Origin of the sequence: Glycomyces artemisiae, from assembly GCF_003002955.1 — a bacterium.
Classification (GTDB): Bacteria; Actinomycetota; Actinomycetes; order Mycobacteriales; family Micromonosporaceae; genus Glycomyces; species Glycomyces artemisiae.
In genome coordinates, this window is sequence record NZ_PVTJ01000016.1 from 43,707 (window position 1) to 62,649 (window position 18,943).

General features: G+C 73.0%; 16 protein-coding genes. 6 read left to right on the forward strand and 10 right to left on the reverse strand.

The annotated features are described in order from the left end of the window. Window positions 1-3 precede the first annotated feature (3 nt). From B0I28_RS26240 to B0I28_RS26275, 8 genes are all read right to left on the reverse strand, one after another. Window positions 4-252 (reverse strand): acyl carrier protein, encoded by a 249-nt coding sequence (locus B0I28_RS26240; protein ID WP_106366833.1) that lies wholly within the window; start codon window positions 250-252, stop codon window positions 4-6. Next, the gene (locus tag B0I28_RS26245) at window positions 249-1,271 is read right to left on the reverse strand and encodes a beta-ketoacyl-ACP synthase III (RefSeq protein ID WP_106366834.1); all 1,023 of its coding nucleotides are present in this window, start codon (window positions 1,269-1,271) and stop codon (window positions 249-251) included. Before B0I28_RS26245 ends, B0I28_RS26240 begins: the two co-directional genes overlap by 4 nt. Continuing rightward, window positions 1,268-2,953 carry a beta-ketoacyl synthase N-terminal-like domain-containing protein gene (locus B0I28_RS26250; RefSeq protein ID WP_106366835.1) on the reverse strand — a complete coding sequence of 562 codons (1,686 nt, stop codon included), beginning with the start codon at window positions 2,951-2,953 and terminating at the stop codon, window positions 1,268-1,270. The genes B0I28_RS26245 and B0I28_RS26250 overlap by 4 nt, the downstream gene beginning before the upstream one ends. Before the next feature lie 68 nt (window positions 2,954-3,021). Next, window positions 3,022-3,384, reverse strand: a complete 363-nt coding sequence (locus B0I28_RS26255; protein WP_106366836.1) for a DoxX family protein — start codon at window positions 3,382-3,384, stop codon at window positions 3,022-3,024. Further along, window positions 3,384-3,974, reverse strand: coding sequence for a flavin reductase family protein (locus B0I28_RS26260; RefSeq protein WP_106366837.1), 591 nt, complete (start codon window positions 3,972-3,974; stop codon window positions 3,384-3,386). The genes B0I28_RS26255 and B0I28_RS26260 overlap by 1 nt, the downstream gene beginning before the upstream one ends. Next, on the reverse strand, window positions 3,971-5,221 hold the full coding sequence (locus B0I28_RS26265; RefSeq protein WP_106366838.1) for an FAD-dependent monooxygenase: 1,251 nt from the start codon (window positions 5,219-5,221) through the stop codon (window positions 3,971-3,973). Before B0I28_RS26265 ends, B0I28_RS26260 begins: the two co-directional genes overlap by 4 nt. Next, entirely contained in the window at window positions 5,218-6,300 is a 1,083-nt protein-coding gene (locus B0I28_RS26270; protein WP_219927004.1) for a monodechloroaminopyrrolnitrin synthase PrnB family protein, read from the reverse strand. Before B0I28_RS26270 ends, B0I28_RS26265 begins: the two co-directional genes overlap by 4 nt. A gap of 59 nt (window positions 6,301-6,359) precedes the next feature. Next, window positions 6,360-7,964: a tryptophan halogenase family protein gene (locus tag B0I28_RS26275; protein WP_106366839.1), complete on the reverse strand. Its 1,605-nt coding sequence runs from the start codon at window positions 7,962-7,964 to the stop codon at window positions 6,360-6,362. A 243-nt stretch (window positions 7,965-8,207) separates the two neighbouring features. Between B0I28_RS26275 and B0I28_RS26280 the strand changes: the two genes are divergently transcribed. The 3 genes from B0I28_RS26280 (at window position 8,208) to B0I28_RS26290 (ending at window position 12,290) form a co-directional block, all read left to right on the forward strand. Continuing rightward, window positions 8,208-10,535: an ATP-binding protein gene (locus B0I28_RS26280; protein ID WP_181245983.1), complete on the forward strand. Its 2,328-nt coding sequence runs from the start codon at window positions 8,208-8,210 to the stop codon at window positions 10,533-10,535. A 222-nt stretch (window positions 10,536-10,757) separates the two neighbouring features. Further along, on the forward strand, window positions 10,758-11,585 hold the full coding sequence (locus tag B0I28_RS26285; protein WP_181245984.1) for an SAM-dependent methyltransferase: 828 nt from the start codon (window positions 10,758-10,760) through the stop codon (window positions 11,583-11,585). A gap of 162 nt (window positions 11,586-11,747) precedes the next feature. Continuing rightward, the gene (locus tag B0I28_RS26290) at window positions 11,748-12,290 is read left to right on the forward strand and encodes a histidine phosphatase family protein (RefSeq protein WP_106366841.1); all 543 of its coding nucleotides are present in this window, start codon (window positions 11,748-11,750) and stop codon (window positions 12,288-12,290) included. Between the two features lie 51 nt (window positions 12,291-12,341). On the opposite strand, the gene B0I28_RS26295 is transcribed toward B0I28_RS26290, so the two are convergent. Then, window positions 12,342-14,387: a hypothetical protein gene (locus B0I28_RS26295; protein WP_106366842.1), complete on the reverse strand. Its 2,046-nt coding sequence runs from the start codon at window positions 14,385-14,387 to the stop codon at window positions 12,342-12,344. Window positions 14,388-14,589: 202 nt separating this feature from the next. On the opposite strand from B0I28_RS26295, the gene B0I28_RS26300 reads away from it, so the two are divergent. Together B0I28_RS26300 and B0I28_RS26305 are read left to right on the forward strand one after the other, a co-directional pair. Further along, window positions 14,590-15,225 carry a LysE family translocator gene (locus B0I28_RS26300; RefSeq protein ID WP_106366843.1) on the forward strand — a complete coding sequence of 212 codons (636 nt, stop codon included), beginning with the start codon at window positions 14,590-14,592 and terminating at the stop codon, window positions 15,223-15,225. A 213-nt stretch (window positions 15,226-15,438) separates the two neighbouring features. Beyond that, a complete protein-coding gene (locus tag B0I28_RS26305; RefSeq protein ID WP_106366844.1) occupies window positions 15,439-16,716 on the forward strand; it encodes an extracellular catalytic domain type 1 short-chain-length polyhydroxyalkanoate depolymerase in 1,278 nt (425 codons plus the stop codon). A 146-nt stretch (window positions 16,717-16,862) separates the two neighbouring features. Here the strand turns inward: B0I28_RS26305 and B0I28_RS26310 are convergent, their stop codons facing one another. After that, window positions 16,863-18,206: a GH39 family glycosyl hydrolase gene (locus tag B0I28_RS26310; protein ID WP_106366845.1), complete on the reverse strand. Its 1,344-nt coding sequence runs from the start codon at window positions 18,204-18,206 to the stop codon at window positions 16,863-16,865. A gap of 192 nt (window positions 18,207-18,398) precedes the next feature. Here B0I28_RS26310 and B0I28_RS26315 point away from each other — a divergent pair, with 192 nt between their 5' ends. After that, complete coding sequence (locus B0I28_RS26315) at window positions 18,399-18,845, forward strand: PaaI family thioesterase (protein ID WP_106366846.1); 447 nt, start codon at window positions 18,399-18,401, stop codon at window positions 18,843-18,845. Window positions 18,846-18,943 lie beyond the last annotated feature (98 nt).

An 18,943-nucleotide genomic window follows, 5' to 3' on the forward strand; every position in this document is an offset into this window, starting at 1 on the left:
CGCTCAGCTCCCGTCTGCGGCCTTGGCGGGGCTGGTCTCGACGATGTCGACGACGTCGGCGATGGTCTCGGCGTCGTTCATGCGGGTGTCGTCGATCGAGACGCCGAACTCCCGCTGGAGCCCGAGCGCGGCCTCCAGGCGGCTGAGCGAGTCGAGGTCGAGGTCCTCCAGGCGGGTGTCGGCGGTGAGGTCGGCGGCGTCGGCCTGGCACCACTTGGCGACGACGGCGGCGACGCGTGCGGCGGTGGTCATGTTGCGCTCCTTGGGTGTTGTGCGGTTCCGGGCCAGCGCAGCAGCGCCGAGCCCCAGGTGAACCCGCCGCCGAAGGCGGTCAGGAGGACGGTGTGGCCGCCTTCGAGGCGGCCTTCGCGGCGGGCCCGGTCGAGGGCGAGCGGGATCGACGCGGCCCCGGTGTTGCCGGTGCGGTCGAGGTCGACGAGGAGCCGGTCGTGGTCGGCGCCGAGCTCGTCGGCGACGGCGCGGAGGATGCGGATGTTGGCCTGGTGGCCGCAGATGCGGTCCACTTCGGCGGGTTTGAGGCCGGCGCGGTCGAGGGCGGCGCGGGAGGAGGCGGTCATGTGGGCGACGGCTTGGAGGAAGACCTCGCGGCCGTCCATCGCCATGTAGTACGTGGACGGGTCCGGTTGGGGGCGTTCGGTTCCCGTGGCCAGGCGGGCCCGGGATGCGGAGCCGGGGGCGATGAGGCTCGCGGCGCCGGTGCCGTCCGCGCCGAGGTCGAGGGCGAGGAGCGCCCCGTCCTCGTCGGGCTCCCCGGCGCGCAGGAGCACGGCTCCGGCGCCGTCGCCGAAGAGCGGATGGACGGTGCGGTCGCCGGGGTCGGTGAGCGTGGAGGCGGTCTCGGCCCCGGCGACGAGGACGCGGCGGGCGCCGGTGGCGATGAGCCCGGCGGCGGTGGCGAGCGCGTAGACGAACCCGGAGCAGGCGGCGTTGACGTCGAAGGCCGGGCAGGCGAGGCCGAGCCGGGCGGCGGCGAGCGGCGCGGTGGCGGGGATCTGGTGGTCGGGCGTGTAGGTCGCAACCAGGAACGCGTCCACTTCGGATGGTTTGGTGTCGGCGTCGGCGAGCGCGGCGCGGGCCGCTTCGGCGGCGAGGGCCGAGGTGGGGGTGGTCGCGTCGGCGAAGCGGCGGGCGCGGATGCCGGTGCGCCGCTCGATCCAGTCGGGGGTGACGCCGAGGCGCGCGGCGAGCTCGTCGTTGCCCACCTCCCGTTCGGGAAGCGCGCTCCCGAGTCCGATGAGGACGGCGGTCATCGGTCCTCCTCCGGGATCGGGAAGGTCGCGTACTGCCACGGGTAGTGCGGGAGGCGCACAAAAGTGGCGGTGTCGTCGAAGACGGCGGTCCAGTCGACGTCCTCGCCGTCGCAGAACGCGGCCCCGACGCCTTCGGGCGCGGGGGCGTCGCCGTCGGCGATGGCGAGGAGCGCGGCGGCGAGCCCGGCGCGGGTCTCGGCGTGGACGGCGGCGCGGTGCGCGTGGTGGGTGGTGCGCACGGCGGCGCTGTAGCAGACGTCGCGGAGGGCGTGTGTGGTGCCGGAGATCCATGCGGCGCAGTCGCGGGCGCGGTCGAGGAGGGCCGGGCCGGTGGCCGCGGAGAGCACGAACGGGTAGGCGCGGCCGTCGTCGGGGGCGGCCTCGCGGCGCGGGGCCTCGCCGAGGATGAGGTGCGCGTTCGCGGCGGAGATCCCCTGGCCGCTGACGCCCGCGAGGAGCGGGCGGCCCCGGCCGTCGAGGTCCACTGTGGCGGTGGGGACGGCGACGGGCAGTGCGGCCCAGTCGATCTTGGGGTTCGGGGTCTCGTAGTGGAGGCTCGCGGGGAGGCGGCGGTGCTTGAGCGACAGCGCGGTCTTGATGACGGCGGCGACTCCGGCGGCGCCTTCGGTGTGGCCGATGTTGGTCTTGACGGAGCCGACGAGGACGGGCCGGTCGGCGGGGCGGTCCTTGCCGAGGACGTCGCCGATCGCGGCGAACTCGATGGGGTCGATGAGGGGCGTGCCGGTGCCGTGGGCCTCGATGAAGTCGACGTCGGCCGCGTCGATCCCGGCGTCCTCGTGGGCGAGGCGCAGCATCTCGGCGTGGGCGTCGATCGAGGGCGCGAGGAGCGACCCGGAGGCGCGGCCGTCGTTGCCGAGGTTCCCGCCGAGGACGAGCGCGTGGACGGGGTCGCCGTCGGCGAGGGCCTTGGCGAGGGGCTTGAGGACGACGGCGGCGGCGCCGTCGGAGGGCGCGAAGCCGTCGGCGCGGGCGTCGCCGAACTTGCAGCGGCCGTCGCGGGCGAACATGCGCGCCTGGGAGAGCAGGAGGTCCTCTTCGGCGTTGAGCTTGAGGTTGACGCCCGCGACGAGCGCGGCCTCGGTCTCCCCGGCGCGCAAGGAGAGGCACGCGAGGTGGAGGGCGGTGAGCGAGGAGGAGCAGGCGGTGTCGACGGTGATGCTGGGGCCGCGCAGGTCGAACTCGTACGCGAGGCGTCCTGAGAGGACGGACCGGAGGTTGTAGATCACGGAGGGCGTGATCGCTTCGGGGCCGCGGCGGGCGATGACGTCCCAGAAGTCGAGGTTCATGTTGCCGACGTACACGCCGGTGCGGGTCCCGGCGACCGCCTCGCGGGTGAGCCCGGCGTCGGCGAACGCCTCGTAGGCGGCGGTGAGGAGGAGCCGCTGCTGCGGGTCCAGATAGGTCGCCTGCGCGGGCGTCATGCCGAAGAACGGCGCGTCGAAGTCGAAGGCGCGCTCCAGGTATCCCGATCGCTTCGCGATCACCTTGCCCAGGGCGGGCTCGGGCGAGTACATGGCCTCGGCGTCGTAGCGGTCCTTCGGGGTGGGCCCGGTGGCGTCGCCCCCGGCGAGCAGCAGCTCCCAGAGGGCGTCGGTGCCGTCGGCGCCGGGGAAGCGGCAGCCCATGCCGACGACGGCGATCGGTTCGCGGCGGTACTCCATGCGGCTCTCGATTCGGTGCGGAGGGAACGGGGTCGGCGGGGCCCGGCCGGGCCGGGCCCCTGGAAGGTCTACGCGTTCAGGTAGATGAGGACGCCCGCGACGGCGGTCAGGACGCCGAACAGCGGGGCCCCGGCGGCCTTGCCCGCCGGATCCTTGACGCGCAGGTGCGTCAGGAGCGCGCCGATCGTGAGCGCGACGATCCCGGCCGCGGCGGCGACGCCGACCCACCAGAAGTCGGCCACGAGCGCGCCGATCGCGAGGCCGGCGCCGCCGAGGAATTCGAGGACGCCGATCCCCTTGTAGGCGTTGTGCGAGATGCCGAAGCGGTCGGCGTCGGCCTTGGCCGGGGGCAGCGTGAGGATCTTGACGACCCCCGACGCCGCGAAGGCGACCGCCAGCAGCAGGGCAAGGACGATGGTGGCGATGTTCATCAGTTCTCCGTGTTGTCGGTTGTTGCGTGCATTCGGGCACCAAGGGGGCCCTCGGAGTCCCCAGGGGACCCCGCTCCTTCCCAGGTCTTGAAGCGCCGCAGGCCGTACAGGAGGGGGCGCGGCTCGCGGCGGGCGGTCACGCGGTCGACCGCGCCGAGGACGACGACGTGGTCGCCGACGGTGAAGGCGCGGTCGACGCGGCAGTCGGCCGTGGTGTGGGCGTCGGCGGTGAGGTGGGGCCCGCAGGGGCCGGGGCGCCACCTGACGTGCGCGAAGCGGTCCTCGGCGCCGGAGGCGAACAGCTCGGCGACGGGCCGGGCGCGGTCGTCGAGGAGGTTGACGGTGAAACTGCCGGAGGCGAGGACGGCCGCGGCGGTGGGCCCGTGCTCGCGCAGGCACACCAGGAGCGTGGGCGGCTCCAGTGCGACCGAGCACAGCGACGAGCAGGTCATGCCGATCGGCTCGCCCGCGGGGTCGGCGGCGGCGACGACCGCGACGCCGGTGGGGAACGCGGCCATGAGGGTCCGCAGGTCCCCGGTGGCGGCGCAGGTGCCGTCGCAGGCGTGCGGGGCGGCAGGCGCGGCGCTCATCGCGGCTCCCCGGTGCCGTACGGCGAGTCGGCGTCGAGCGCTTCCACGGTGAACCCGGCGGTGGACGCGTAGTCGTCGGAGATGCGTTGCAGCTCTTCGGCGGTGAACACGTCCTCGATGCGGTCGAACCCCTCGGGGGCGCGCTGCCAGGCGAGGTCGATGACCCGCTCGGGGCCCATGCGGCGGTTCGCCTCCTGGACGCCGCGGGTCGCGGGGAGCCGCTCGGACTCATAGCGGCGCAACGCGGTCGGCACGTCAGGTGCATCGTGAAGGTGCCACGCGACGGCGCGGCCGTCGATGATCGCCTGGGTAGCGCCGTTGGAGCCGACGGGGTACATCGGGTGGGCGGCGTCGCCGATGAGCGTCACGGGCCCGTCGTTCCAGGTCGGCAGGGGCGCGCGGTCGAGCATCGGGTACTCGTGGATCTGCGAGGCGGCGGCGACGAGCCCGGGGACGTCGGTCCACGGGACCTTCCAGTCGCCGAACTGGGCGAGGACCTCCTTCTTGCGGTCGGCGAGGCCCTGCGCGGCCGAGGGCCCGTCGGCGGGGCGGCCGGTGACCCAGTTGATGAGGGCGAGCCCTGACTCGTCGGCCGGGCGGATCGGGTAGACGACGAACTTGGCGCGGTCGTCGCCGAGCACGGCCATCGAAGCGCCCGTGAGGAACGGCGCGGCGCGCGAGGTCCCGCGCCACATCCACATCCCGTTCGTGTCCGGCTCGCCGTCGTCGGGGTGCATGGCGGCGCGTACGGCCGAGTGGAGGCCGTCGGCGCCGATGAGGAGGTCCGCCTCGACGTCCCCCGATCCCGTGTGGACGGTCACAGTCGTTCCGGAAGCACTGTCGTCGTGGACGGTGTAGCCGGTGACGGGGCGGCCGGTCTCGACGGTGCCGTGGCCGAGCCGGGCGGCGACGGCGTCGGCGAGGTCCTGCTGGAGGAGGCCGCGGTGCAGCGAGTACTGCGGGAACCGGTGCCCGGCGAAGCGCCCGCGCGGCTCGGACCACACGAGATCGCCGCGGCGCGTGTAGAACGCGAGTTCGGCGGTGGTCACGGCGTGGCCCTCGACGGCCGGGGCGAGGCCGAGCGCGTGGAGTTCGCGCACGGCGCTGGGCAGGATGTTCAGCCCGACGCCGAGCGGCCGCAGCTCGGCCGCGGCTTCGAAGACGCGCACGTCGCGGTGCCCGGCGGCGTGGAGCGCGAGCGCGGCGGTGAGCCCGCCGATGCCGCCTCCGGCGATGGCGATCCTCATGCGGCCCTCCCGGCGGGGACGAGGGACTTGGCGATGGCCGCGTTGTCGCGCGTCAAGTCCAGGATGGACTGGAGGAGGCCGATGGAGCCGCCGCCGGAGCCCAGCTCGTAGAGGCGCACCTCCTCCTTGTACGCCTTGCGGGCGATGCCGAGGTGGCGGCCGCGGAAGACCACGAGGCGGCGCATGACCCGGTGGAGGGCGGCGAGGTGCCGGGCCCACGGCTCGGGGTCGGGGGCGGCGGCCTCGCGCAGGCGCCGCACGATCGAGGGCCGGTCGCGCCACTGGCCGACCAGGGCCCGCCAGGCCGGGAGGGTGTGCTCGGCCGACTCTTCGAGGAACGCCTCGTAGGCGGGGTCGTTGTCGTCGGAGGCCCACAGGGCGAGGTCGGCGAGGTAGAGCGGGACGTGCGCGGCGGCAGGGCCGAGCCAGTCGTGCCCGGCGACGGCGACCTCCTCGTAGTAGGGGCGCATCCGCTGCGCGAAGAACTCCGGGGAGACGCGGGCGACGACGTCGGCGATCGCGGTCTCGAAGGCGCCCAGGGCGTCGGAGAGGTCGTCGAGGAGCGGCACGAACGCGGGGTCGGCGAGGTCGGTGTCGGCGAGGTCGTCGCAGCGCTCCAGGGCCCGGCCGAGCTCGGGGATGGAGGCGCGCGGCCCTCCCATGAGGACGGTCTCCTGGGGGTCGCCGGTGTACATGCGCTGGCGCTCGCCGAGGGGGTTCCACTCGGTGTAGTGGTGGACGGTGTCGCGCGGGATCATGTCGGTGCGCCGGCCGAGTTCGACCAGGACGGCCTCCAGGCCGGGGACGAGCGGCACGGGCTGGACGCCGTGGCGCTTGACGGAGCCGAGGAGGAGCCCCAGGTCGCGCATGGCGGCGAGGCATTCGCAGAAGTCGAACGCGGCGACCTCGGGGAGGCTGGGGGTGAGCCGCCGCAGGGCCGCGGTGAGGGCCGGGACGTCGGCGGCGGCGTTCATCTCGGGGACGGCGCGCAGGGGCGCGTCGGCGCCGAGCGGGTCGAGCCCGGCCGTGCGGGGCCCGTCGAAGCGGGGGTCGTCGAGGGTGGTGCCGTTGCGGTGCATGCGTTGTCGCCCTTCAGGAGTCGGGCCCGGCGGTGGGGGCCGCCGGGCCCGGCGGCGTGCTACTTCCCGTGCAGCTCGCGCAGGGACTCGTAAGCGGTGGGGAGGGTGCCGAGGAGCCGGTCGCGCTCGTCGGCGATCCCCGCGAAGACCTCGCGCGCGCCGGCGGCGTCGCCGGGGCGCAGCGCCTGCGCGGGGTAGACGTGGTCGGGGACGAGGTCGAGCCCGGAGAAGATGCAGTAGAAGCTGCCGTTGGTCCAGTAGTTGCGGAACTCGGCCTCGAAGTTCCCGTAGTAGGTGGACTCGTCGGCGACGGGCATGTTCACGGGCATCCCGGCCCGGTACATGTCGACCTTCTCCTGCATCCCGGCGTCGAGGACCAGGTGCTTGTTCTCCCTCCAGAAGGGAGTGTCGTTGCGGGGCGCGAACTTGAAGTGCGCCTGGATGAAGTCGCGGGAGTCGTCGAACATCGTCTCGATCTCGGCGTTGAAGCGCTTGGCGAGGACGGGGTCGAACCGCTTGTCGGGGAAGTGCTTCACGAGCTGGAAGATCGCCGCGTAGATGAAGTAGATGCCGGTGGATTCGAGGGGTTCGAGGAAGCAGGAGGCAAGGCCGACGGCGACGACGTTCTTGACCCAGGTGCGCCGGTTGCGGCCCACGCGGAACGAGATCTGGTTCAGGGCCGTGGAGTCGGGGTCGAGGCCCCACAGGCGGCAGAAGTCCGCGGAGGCGGTGTCGCGGTCGGTGAAGCGGCTGGAGAACACGTAGCCGGAGCCGAAGCGACCGAGCATGGGGATCTTCCAGGTCCAGCCCGACTTCATGGCGATCGCGGAGGTGTACGGCTCGATGCCGTTCGCCTCGTCGTCGTGGGGGACGGCCGCGGCGACCGCGCTGTCGCACAGGAGGTAGTCGCTCATGTCGAGGAACGGCTCGCGGAGGGTCTGGTTGATGAGCAGGCCGCGGAAGCCCGAGCAGTCGACGAACAGGTCGCCTTCGATGGTGCGGCCGGTCTCGGTCTTCAGGGCGGTGACGAAGCCGCGCTCGTCGCGCACGGCCTCGGTGAAGCGGTCCTGGATGTGGGTGACGCCGAGGGTCTTGACGGAGAAGCGGCACAGGAAGTCCGCGACGAGCTGCGCGTCGAAGTGCCACGCGTAGTTGGTCCAGCGGTTCCCCTCGCGGTCGCGCGGCGCGAGCTTCGCGTCCATCGCGGCCGGCTCGCGGTAGCACGCGTAGTCGAACTGGTCCTCGGTGCACCCGGCCTGCTTGTCGGCGAACCAGTAGTGCGACAAGGGGAGCCGCTCGTGGTTCGGGAGGATGCCGAACGTGTGGTAGAAGTGGTCGGGCTTGCCCTTGTGGGTGCGCGAGGCGGCCTCGCCCTCGCCCTCGGTGCGCCAGTTGACGAACTTGACGGCCATCTTGTAGCTGGCGTTGCACTCCCGCATCCACTCGTCCTCCTCGATGCCGAGGAAGGAGAAGAACGCCTTGTGCAGGTTGGGGACCGTGGCCTCGCCGACGCCGATCCGCGGCACCGCGGGCGCCTCCAGGACGGTCACGTTCACCGTGCCCTGGAACGCCTTGGCGACATAGGAGGCGGTCATCCACCCGGCGGTGCCGCCGCCGAGGACGACCACGTTCCGGATGCGGTGGTCGGTGGGAGAGGTGTCCATCTGCTGGCTCCTGTCCGACGCATCGCGCCGCGAATGCGTCCTGGTGTTCGAAACGGGTTCCGGCAAGAACGCTACGGAGCGTCACGGTTGTTGACTACTTCCGCGGTTGTTGCGCGACAAAGCAACCCGTGCGGGGGACGGCCGCCGCGTGTTCGCACCGCGAACATTGCCTGGCCTCGATACGATGAGACTTGTTCACCCGGAAGACCCGACCGGCACGGTTCCGAGGCGAAGAGCGAGGCCATGGGAAGACCTGAGCAACCGATCGACCCCGGGCGGGGTCCCCTGGAGCAGTTCGCACAGCGGCTGCGCGAACTCCGCGCCGCCGCACCGGGCAGTACCTACCGGGCCATGGCCGCCCGTGCGCACTACTCCGCGTCGACCCTCGCGCGGGCCGCGTCGGGCCGCGAGATGCCGTCGCTGGAAGTCGTGCAGGCGTACGCGTCCGCGTGCGGCGCCGACCCCGAGGCGTGGACGCGGCGGTGGCACCGGCTCCAGCGCGACGTCACGGGCGCGCCCGCCCGCAGCGGCCCGCGGGCCGCCCCGCTGCCGTACCAGCTCCCCGCCGACCTCCCCGACTTCGCCGGGCGCGAAGCCGAGACCGCGATGCTCCTGGACACCGTCCTCGACGCGCTCGACGAGCCGGACCGCCGCTCCCCCATCGTCATCGGCATCACCGGCGGCCCCGGGCTCGGCAAGACCACGTTCGCCGTCCACCTCGCGCAGCGGCTCGCGCCCGAGTTCCCCGACGGGCAGCTGTTCATCAACATGCGCGGCTTCGACGAGCGGCGCCTCGCCCCCGAGACGGTGCTGCGCCAGTGCGTGCGGACCCTCGGGCACCCCGACGAGCGCGTGCCCGCCGACTTCGACGAGCTCGCCAGCGCCTACCGGTCGCTGCTGCGGCACCGCCGGTGCCTGCTCGTGTTCGACAACGCCCGCGGCGAAGCGGACCTGCGGCCGCTCCTGCCGGGCACGCCCGGGTGCGTCGTCATCGCCACGAGCCGCGGCAGCCTCGTCGGTCTCGAAGGGGCGCAGACGCTCCGGCTGGAGCCGTTCAGCCCCGCGGAGTCGCTGGAGCTGCTCGCGCGCACCGCCGGGGCCGTGCGGGTCGCGGCCGAGCCGGTGGCCGCCGCGGAGCTCGCCGAGCAGTGCGGGAACCTGCCGCTGGCGCTGCGGATCGCGGGGGCCCGGCTCGCGTCGCGTCCTCAGTGGAAGGTGGGGACGCTGACGGAGCGGTTCCGCGACGAGCGGCGGCGCCTCTCGGAGCTCGAAGCCGGGGACCTCCAGCTCATGGAGGCGTTCTCCATGTCCTACAGGGCTCTTGAAGCGGGCGAGAGGCTCGTGTTCCGGCGCTTGGGAGCGCTGTTCCCCGGCTTGGACTTCGGGCCGCTCGTGGCCGCGCGACTCGCCGGCATTCCGGAGGCCGACGCCGAGGACCGCCTGGAGACCCTCGTGGACGCCAACCTGGTCGAATCCCCCGGGCCGGGCCGGTACCAGATGCACGACCTGCTGCGGCTGTACGCGGCCACGAGGTGGATCGCCGAGGACGAGCCCGACGACGCCGCGCGGCGCCTCCTCGCGTGGTACACCGGGACCGCGGCGGCCGCGACGCGGCTGCTCATGCCCGACTGGTTCGGCCTCGACGTCCCGGCGCTCCCGGACGCGTCGGTGACGACCGCGCGGGACGCGCTCCACTGGTACGAGCGGGAGCGGCACAACATCAACGCGCTCGTGCGGTTCGCGGCCGACGCGGGCGAGCACGACTACGCGTGGCGCCTCGCCTATGCGGCGGGCGGGCACTGCGTCCTCATGCGGCACTGGCAGTCCTATGCGTCGTCGGGCGAGACGGCGCTCGCCTCGGCGAAGCGGACGGGCGACGCGGGCGTGGCTGCGGCGCTCGCGGTGAACCTCGCGGAGGCGTACACGGAGCTGCGGCGGCCCGACGAAGCCGTTGCGCTGCTGGAGGACGCGGTCGCGCACTACGAGGGAGTGCGGGACGCGGCCGGGCTCGTGCAGGCGCTGTGCGGGCTCAGCCACGCGTGCGTGCGGCGCGGGCGCGTCGACGAGGCCCTGGAGCACGCGCGGCGCGCGTACGACAACGCCGAGCGGGCCGGGACGCCGTGGGGCGAGGGGTCGAGCCTGTGCGCGATCGGGCGGGCCTACGCGGGCGAGGGCCGGTTCGAGATGGCGCTCAAGATGTTCCGGGCCGCGCTCGACCGCTCGGAGGTGATCGGGAACCGGTGGGCGCAGATGCGGTCGTTCCAGGTGATCGCCGAGACGTGCCTGGAGATGGGCGACCACCGGCGGGCCGCGGACGCGTACGGGAGCGCGCTGGCGCTCGCGGGCGAGATCGGCGACCAGCTCAGCGAGGGCCGGTTCCGGTACCGGCTGGGGAACCTGCGGTTCGACCTGGGCGACTTCGCGGGGGCGCGGGAGGAGTGGCGCACCGCGGAGCCGGTGCTCGCGGCGCTCGGGGACCCGCTCGCGACGGCGGTGCGGCGGCGGCTCGCGGAGGGCGCGGCGCGGGTGCCGCGGCCGGTCGGGCGGCATCCGCGGCGGCTCCCGGCCTGACGGCGCGCGCCGGGTTCGGGGCGACCGGATCGTCAACGACCCCTTGGGGAGCGTCCCACGGGACCGGCGGTGCGATGGCGTAGGCTTGAGCCACGTCCCGCACCGGCGGCGGGACCGTCCGGGGCCGGGTGTCGACCGGCCTCACCGGATGCATCGCGCCCAGCCCGCCGTGACGCCCCGGATCCCCCTGTGAACTGCCCATTCATCGCCGATTGGATTGCCGTGAACGAAGCAGCCCCCGAATGGCCTCCCCCAGGGATCGACCCGGACGTGCCCTCGACCGCCAGGGTCTACGACGCGATCCTGGGCGGCAGGGACAACTTCAAGGCCGACCGCGAGGCCGCCGACGTCTTCATGCAGCACATCCCCCAGGCCCGCGAGTGCGCCCTGCTCAACCGGGCCGCGCTCATCCGCGGCGTGCAGTACATGGTGCGCTCGGCCGGGATCGACCAGATCCTCGACATCGGCTGCGGCCTGCCCACGAAGCAGAACACCCACGAGGCGGCGCAGGAGATCAACCCCGAGACGCGCGTGGTCTACGTGGACAACGACCCGATGGTCCTCTCGCACGGCCGGGCGCTGCTCGCCGACGACCGGACCACGACCGTGGTCACCGCGGACCTCCGCGACCCGGCGGGCATCCTCACCAATCCGGAAGTGCGCGAGGCGATCGACTTCGGCCGGCCCGTGGGGCTCATGCTCATCGGCATGATCATGCAGATCGCCGAGGACGAGCGGCCCGACGACATCATCGCGGCGCTGATGGAGCCGCTCGCGTCGGGTTCGCACCTGTTCATCACGTCCTGGCCCGACACGGGGGACCCGGCGCAGCACGCACTGTCGCGCGCGTGCCTGGAGACCCTCGGGAACGGCTGGTGCCGCCCGGTCGAGCGGATCGAGCGGCACTTCCTCGGGATGCCGCTGGTCGCGCCGGGCCTGGAGTTCGTGCCGCGGTGGTTTCCGGAGGACCCCGGGCGCGCCGTCCCCGAGGTCGCGGACATGGAGCCGTACGAGCGGACCCAGATGGCCGGCATCGCCGTCAAGCCCTGAAACGTCCCTGAAACCCTTGGGCGCGATCCGAACCGGTGCTTGACCTGGGTCACGCAGCCACCTTCGTCCGGGTCCTCACCTGCCGCGTAGGCTCGATGCGGACCGCCGGCGCACCACACGCTCCACCCGCTTGCAGCGTGTTCGAGAAGAGAAGAGACCGCCATGCCCATGCTCGAAATCCGACGGCACAGCAAGCGCAACGGCGACGAGGCCGTCCACCTCTCGCAGGAGGGGGTCGAGCTGGCGCGCTGGTCCGGGACCCTCATGGGGCCCTTCGAGACCGTCGCCACGAGCGTCGCCCCGCGGGCGAGGGAGACGGCCATCGCGATGGGCTTCGCGGTCACCGTCGAACTCCCCACCCTCCACAATGTGAACGCGTTCCTTCAGGAGTCGCAGGCCGCCAACCACGACGTCGGCGCCCCGTTCACGCGGCTCGCGCGCCTGGTCAGCCGCCGCGGCAGCGCCGTCAGCGACTACTCGCACGCGCTCGCCCGCCAGTGGTCCGAGCTCCTCGCCCCGCTCGGCCCCGGGGACGCGGCCCTGGTCATCGGGCACGGCGGCCACATCGAGTGCGGGCTCGTGGCGCTGTTCCCCGACGCGGAGCACGACGACTGGGGGCCCTTGTTCGGGTACATGGAGGGCGCGCGGCTCCACTACGACACGGCGGCGGGCCGCTTCCACGACATCGAGTTCGTCAGGAACTAGCGGAGGCGGACGGAGCGGGGGCCGAGGCAAGTCGGCCCCCGTTCCGCGTCTTCAGGGCCGGCCGGTGCGGATCGCCAGGCGCGGCAGGTACCAGAGCGCGAACGCGACCGCCGCGGCCGCATAGACGGCGAGGAGCGGCAGCGGGAACCCGTACGTGATGCCGGTGTGCTCCAGGTCGAGGTTCGACAGGGCGTAGACCATCACGCCGGAGCTGAGCATGTCCTGGAACGTCAGCTGCGTCCAGAACAGGTCCTGCACGTGGACCAGGAGCAGCGCCATTGCCGCCAGCAGCGCGAACGGCCACGCGGCCTTGGCGAACGCCCCGTTCGCGCTTCCCCGGCCTTCGGCGGCGAGCGCGCGGCGGCGGTCCTCCAGGCCCCAGCACAGGGCCGTGAACAGGAACAGCAGCGGGACCGCGATCCACGCCCGCGGCGGGAACGACCCGATCGTGACCCATTCGCCTTCGCCCGCGACGGCTTCGAGGTTCGCGGTCGCGAGCGGCCCGGTGCCGACGAAGAGCCACGGCGCGAACGGCAGCAGCAGCCACCGCGACGCGTCCCCGACCGGCCGCAGCGCCCCGATCGCGAATCCGCCGATCCCGGCCGCGACCAAGGCGATCGCGGTGGTCACCAGTGGCGGGCCCCAGGTGCGGCGGATGACGAACCACAGGTCCAGCGGCTCCGGCCCCCCTTCGGCCACTCGCGACGCCCACGGCAGCAGGAAGTAGCCGACCGCCCCGACCGCGGCGAGCAGCACCAGGACCCCGAGGACGACGGCCCCGGCGCGGACCGGGACCGGCTGCGCCGCACCGGACTCGCCCGACCTGGTCCGACCGCTGGACGGGGGCCCTGCCGCCGGGCTCGGCCCGCTGGGCGCCGACCCGGCCGCAGGGCCCGGGCCGCCGGGAGAGAACCCGGCCGCCGGGCCCGGGCCTCGTCCGCCGGGAAAGGCCCCGGACGCTCCGGCCACAGGGCGCGCCCCTTGTCCGCCTGGAAACGGCCCGGGCGTCCCGGCCGCAAGGCCCTGCTCCGGCGCCCGCTGGCCCGGCACTCCCGGTCCGGCCGCCTCCGGTGCGGCCGGACTGAACGCCGTCGTCCCGGACACGGTCGGCCCCGGGCCGAAGGCCCCGCGCGGGCCGAACCCGAACTCGCGGACCTGCTGCGGCTCCGGCCGCGGCGCGGCCTCGCGGCGCGCCCCTTCGCCGGGCACCACGTCGATCCGCACCCGCGCCGCGGCGAACAGGACCGCGGCGCCGACGCCGAGGACGGCGAGGATCGCCAGGAGCAGCATCGACTTCGCGGCCGCGCCGCCCACGTCGAACCCGCCTCTGATGCCCTCGTAGATCTGGCGCAGGGGCACGGGCGCGTCGGCGGGCAGGCCGCTGATCGTGCCGTAGGCGAACGTCTGGAGCCCGGCGGCGGTCAGGCCGATCGCGGTCAGGCCCGCGGTCGTGAGCACGGCGCCCACGCGGCTGCCGTCGCCGCGCAGGGCCGCGAGCCCGGCGAGCACGCCCGTGCCGACGACCACGCCGGAGACGAGCAGCGGCCAGTCGTACACGGTCGCGTCCGAACCGCGGCCGTCGGCGACGCCCGAGACCAGCCAGGCGACGGTCAGCGCCGCGGGCGCGAACGAGACCGCGGCGAGGGCCCACACGACGCGCGATACCGCGCGGACCTTCGCTCCGGCGCGGTGCAGCAGCAGCGCCAGCAGCGGTGCGACGACGGCCCCGCCGAGCACCAGCAGCGCGGTCGGGCCGATCAGGTGCGCCAGGCCGTTCAAGAACGCGCCTTCGTCGACCACCCGATCGTAGTTCGCACCCCCGACATGTTCGGGGTCGGCGAATCCGACGCCGCCGAGGCGGCTGAACTGGAACGTGCGGATCGTCGGCAGCACGTACGCGACGACCAGGGCCGCAATGGGAACGGCGAGCAGCGCGAACCCGCCGACGACGCGGGCGGCGTCGCCGCGCGGCTGCACCTGCGGCGGCGGGAACTGGTTGGCGGGAGGGGCGGGCAGGGGCCAGCGCGGCTGGAGGCGCTGGATCGGGAGGGTGGGGTCGTCTGGGGGCGGCGTCCCCGCCCCGGGCGGAAGGACCAATGCGGGCTCCTGCGATGGATGAGGGATGTAAGGAGAACTCTGTACCACGCGGACCTCTGCTGTGGACGCCCGGCCTTGTGACGCCGGAGGCGTCCGTGCGCGGAGTGTCACGAGGAGCCGGAGAGGCGTCGGTTCGGCAACGGGACGGCCGCGGCCGGAAATCGGCTTGCCGGCAGCGCGGCGCCGGTGCTTTGATCGGGGCATGACGGATACCGCGCACTTCCTGACGTTCGTCGCCGCTTCGCTCGTCCTGATCCTCATCCCGGGGCCGTCGGTCATGTTCACCGTGAGCCGGGCGCTGATCTACGGGCGGCGGCAGGCGGTCCTCACCGCCTGGGGGAACGCCGTGGGCACCTTCTGCGCCTCGGCCCTCGCGGCCGTGGGACTGGGGGCGCTCATCCAGGAGTCGGCGCTGGCGTTCGCGATCGTCAAGTACGCCGGGGCGGCGTACCTGATCTACCTGGGCGTCAAGTCGTTCCGGGACCGCGGCGGCATGCTCGCCACCCCCGAGGAGGACCGGGCGACGCCGAAGCGCACGCTGGCGACGATGGGCGAGGGCTTCATGGTCGGCCTGCTCAACCCCAAGACGATCCTGTTCTACCTGGCGATCCTGCCGCAGTTCGTGGACCCCTCCGCCGGTTCGGCGACCATCCAGATGCTCATCCTCGGCGGCACCTTCGCAGCCCTCGCGGCGGCCTGCGACACCGTCTGGGGCCTCGTCGCGTCGGCGGTCCGCGACGTCTTCAAGCGCCCCAAGCCGAAACTCGTCCTCGCCCGCACGGGCGGCACCGCGATGATCGGCCTCGGCATAGCCGCAGCAGCGGGCGAACGCGCCTGACCCGCCGCCTCCGAACCGCCCGGTGCTCTCACCGGGCGGTCTCACGTGCTGTTGGGAGCGCTTGCATATTGAAGATTGTGCATATATAGTGTGTGGACCCTCATCGCGATCCTCGTCCTTTTTCCTCCGGCTCGCGCGGTCCGTTCCGAGGGCCGCAAGACGCCCCCGGCAGCGTCCAGAGAGGTCTCCATGTCCACAATCTCCTTCCCCCGCATGCGGAGAGGACTGATGGCGGCCGCGGCCGCCGTCTTCGTCGCCGCGGCCGCGCTCATCGCGGTCATGATCCCCAGGCCCGCCAGCGCGGCGAGCCTCACCGAGATCACGAATTTCGGGACGAATCCGAGCAACCTCCAGATGTACCTGTACGTCCCCGACAACGTCGATCCCGAACCGGCCCTGGTGGTCGCGATCCACTACTGCACCGGGTCGGGCCCGGCCATGTACAGCGGCACCGAGTGGGCGCAGCTGGCCGACCAGTACGGGTTCATCGTGCTGTACCCGTCGGTGACGCGGTCGAGCAAGTGCTGGGACGTGTCGTCCGCGGCGTCCTTGGCGGGCACCGGGAGCGACTCGGTCGGCGTGAAGTCCATGATGGACTGGGTGGACGCGCGGTACAACGTCGACCCCGACCAGGTCTACTCGACGGGCATCTCCTCGGGCGCGATGATGACCAACGTGATGCTGGCGGTCTACCCCGAGGTCTTCGCGGCGGGCGCGTCGTTCTCAGGCGTGCCGTACACGTGCTTCGCCACGACCAACGGCTCGGAGTGGAACTCGGAGTGCTCGGGCGGGACGATCAACCGCACCCCGCAGCAGTGGGGCGACGCCGTCAGGAACAACAACCCCGGGTACTCGGGCCCGTGGCCGCGGATGCAGATCTGGCACGGCACCGCTGACGACACGCTGCGGTACCCGAACTTCCAGGAGCAGATCGACCAGTGGACGAACGTCCACGGCACCGACCAGACCCCCGACCACTCCGATGTGCCGCAAGCGAACTGGAACCGGACCCGCTACGGCGGCACCGGCGCCCAGGCCGCGGTCGAGGCGATCAGCCTCCAGGGGACCGGGCACAACCTGTACTCGTGGGGCATGGCCGCGAAAGCGCTGGAGTTCTTCGGGTACGACACCGACGTCGACCCCACGACCTCCCCCACGGACCCGGTCACGACGCCCACGGGCGGCCCGGCGGGCGGGTGCTCGGCGGCGATCAAGGTCGTGAGCTCGTGGAACTCCGGCTGGCAGGCGAACGTCGACGTCACCGCGGGCTCGGCGGCGATCTCCGGGTGGCGCCTGACCTGGACGTGGACGGGCGGCCAGACGATCTCCAGCAGCTGGAACGCCACCGTGACGAGCAGCGGGACCTCCGTGACGGCCACCGACGTCGACTGGAACGGCGCAGTCGCCGCGGGCCAGACGAAGACCTCCGCTTGGGGCTTCATCGGCACCGGCTCCCCCGCAACCCCGGCGGTCACCTGCACACCGATCTGATCCCCCACCCCCGACGCGTTCGGGGGCCCGGCGGCTCGGCCGCCGGGCCCCCGAACGGGTCCACTCGGGCGGGACTGTCGGACCCCCGAGGCACCCTTGTACCGGGGGCCCATCGGTCGCCGCGGCATCTGTGTGCCCTCCGAAGGTCAGCCGATGACCAGCGTCGTCACCGAGCGGGCCGGGAGGTCGATCGTCATGGCGCCGCCGGTGATCGCGGCGGTGCCGTCCGGGTGCGGGGTGCGGTCGGCGTCGGTGGTGCGCCAGACGTCGGCGGTCCCGGCGGCGAGCCCGGTGAAGTCGATGCCGGTGGTCGCCGCGGCCGTACCGGTGTTGACGAGGACGACGTTCCGCTCCCCCGTGGAGGCGAACACGTACAGGAGCGGGTCGGGGCTGGTGGTCGCGACCATGGTGGAACCGAAGGGGCGGAACAGGTCCTCGCCGGTGAACATGCCGATGCCGTGGTAGACCGGCAGCGGCTCGTTCATGTCCACGAAGTCCGCCCCCGTCCCCTCGCCCCATTCGCCGGTCAGGCCGAGGCATCCGTTCTTGTCGCCGTAGACGAGCGCGGTCGCGTCCGCTTCGAGGATCGTGCCGAGGACCGCAGCACCCCACACGGCCGGGAGGTGCGTGGTCATCGACGCGCACGCCGGGCTCGGATCGGCCCAGTCCATGTTCCATTCGCCGATCTGGATGCCGATCTCGTCGGCGCGGGCCGGGACGGTCGCGTCGATGAGCGCGCGCACCGCGGCGATGTCGGTCCCGTAGTCGGCGGCCTCCGCGAGCAGCTGCTCCGCGGGCTTGGCCTCGGTGCCCTTGCCGTAGTCGTGGTAGTCGACGAAGTCGACGTGGTCGCCCGAGCCGGTGAGGAACGTCGTCAGGTACGGGGTGTTGTCGTAGGCCGTCCCGGGCCCGCCGACCTGGACGGCCGGATCGAGGGCGTGGATGCCCGCGGCGATCCCGTTGAAGCGGGCGCTGTACGTCGCGGCGTCCATCTTGGGCGGATCGCCCGCGTCGAGTTCGTTGCCCACGACCACCTTCGTGATCGGCGCCTGGGCGTCGAAGTGCTCGAAGAGCGCGAGCGCGTCGCCGGGTTCTGCGGGGACCACGAGGATCGGCTCCGCGCCGAGCGACCGGATCGCGTCGATCCACTGGTCCCCGTCGTAGTCGGTGTGGCAGTAGTCGCCGCCGCAGACGATGCGGCTGGCGTGGTCGCCGGGGACGGCGTATTCGAGCTCGATGCGGAGCGCGCCGAAGCCCTGGGCGGCCATCGCGGCCCGGTGGGCGTCGCTGTTGACGATGTAGTTGAGGCCGCCGTAGCCGGTGATCGAGGCGCCGAGGTCGCCGGGTTCGAGCTGCGCGACGGGGGTCGTGAAGTCGACGGTGACTGCGGGCTCGTCGGCGCCCGCGGCGGGCGCGAGCCACAGGAGCGCGCCGCTCGCGAGGAGGACGGCCGTGGCGCCGATCGCGGCGGCGTTCCGGGTGCGGTGCAAGGCGGTCGCCTTTCGTCCCAAGGGAAGCGGAGGAGGATTCGCTGAGCGATCCTCTCATGGAACGTGTCCGAAATGCACGGGCGGAGGTGTCCGGCCGGTGAATTCCCGGGTGCGCCGGGGAGGATCTAGACTCGGCTGACGCCCCGGCCGCGACGATGCGGCCGGGCCGACGTCTGATGGGAGCCGCCCGACATGACCGAATTCCCGCCCGAGGTCCTCGCCCAGTTCGCTGGTGCGGGGATGGACCTCCAGCAGCTGTTCTCCGCCGGGGAGCTGGGCGCGCGCATGGGCATCGAGGTCCTGGAGGCCGCGCCGGAGCGCGTCGTCGCGCGCATGGGCGTCGAGGGGAACCGGCAGCCGTACGGGCTCCTCCACGGCGGCGCGTCGGCGGTCCTCGCCGAGACGCTCGGATCGGTCGGCTCGATGCTCCACGCCGGGCCCGGCCGCATCGCGGTCGGCGTGGACCTGAACGTGACCCACCACCGCGCGGTCCGCTCCGGCACGGTCACCGGCGTGGCGGTCCCGATCCACCGCGGCCGCTCGACCGCGACCTACGAGATCGTCGTCAGCGACGAGGACGACCGCCGCATCTGCACCGGCCGCCTCACCTGCATGATCCGCGACGCCCCGCAGGGGTAGCAGCTAGGTCGTGTTTACGAACTGAGGAAGCCTCCTGTTGAATCTGTTGTGCTGCAACGGATTTCAATAGGAGGCTTCTGTGTCGAGCCTATCAGGGC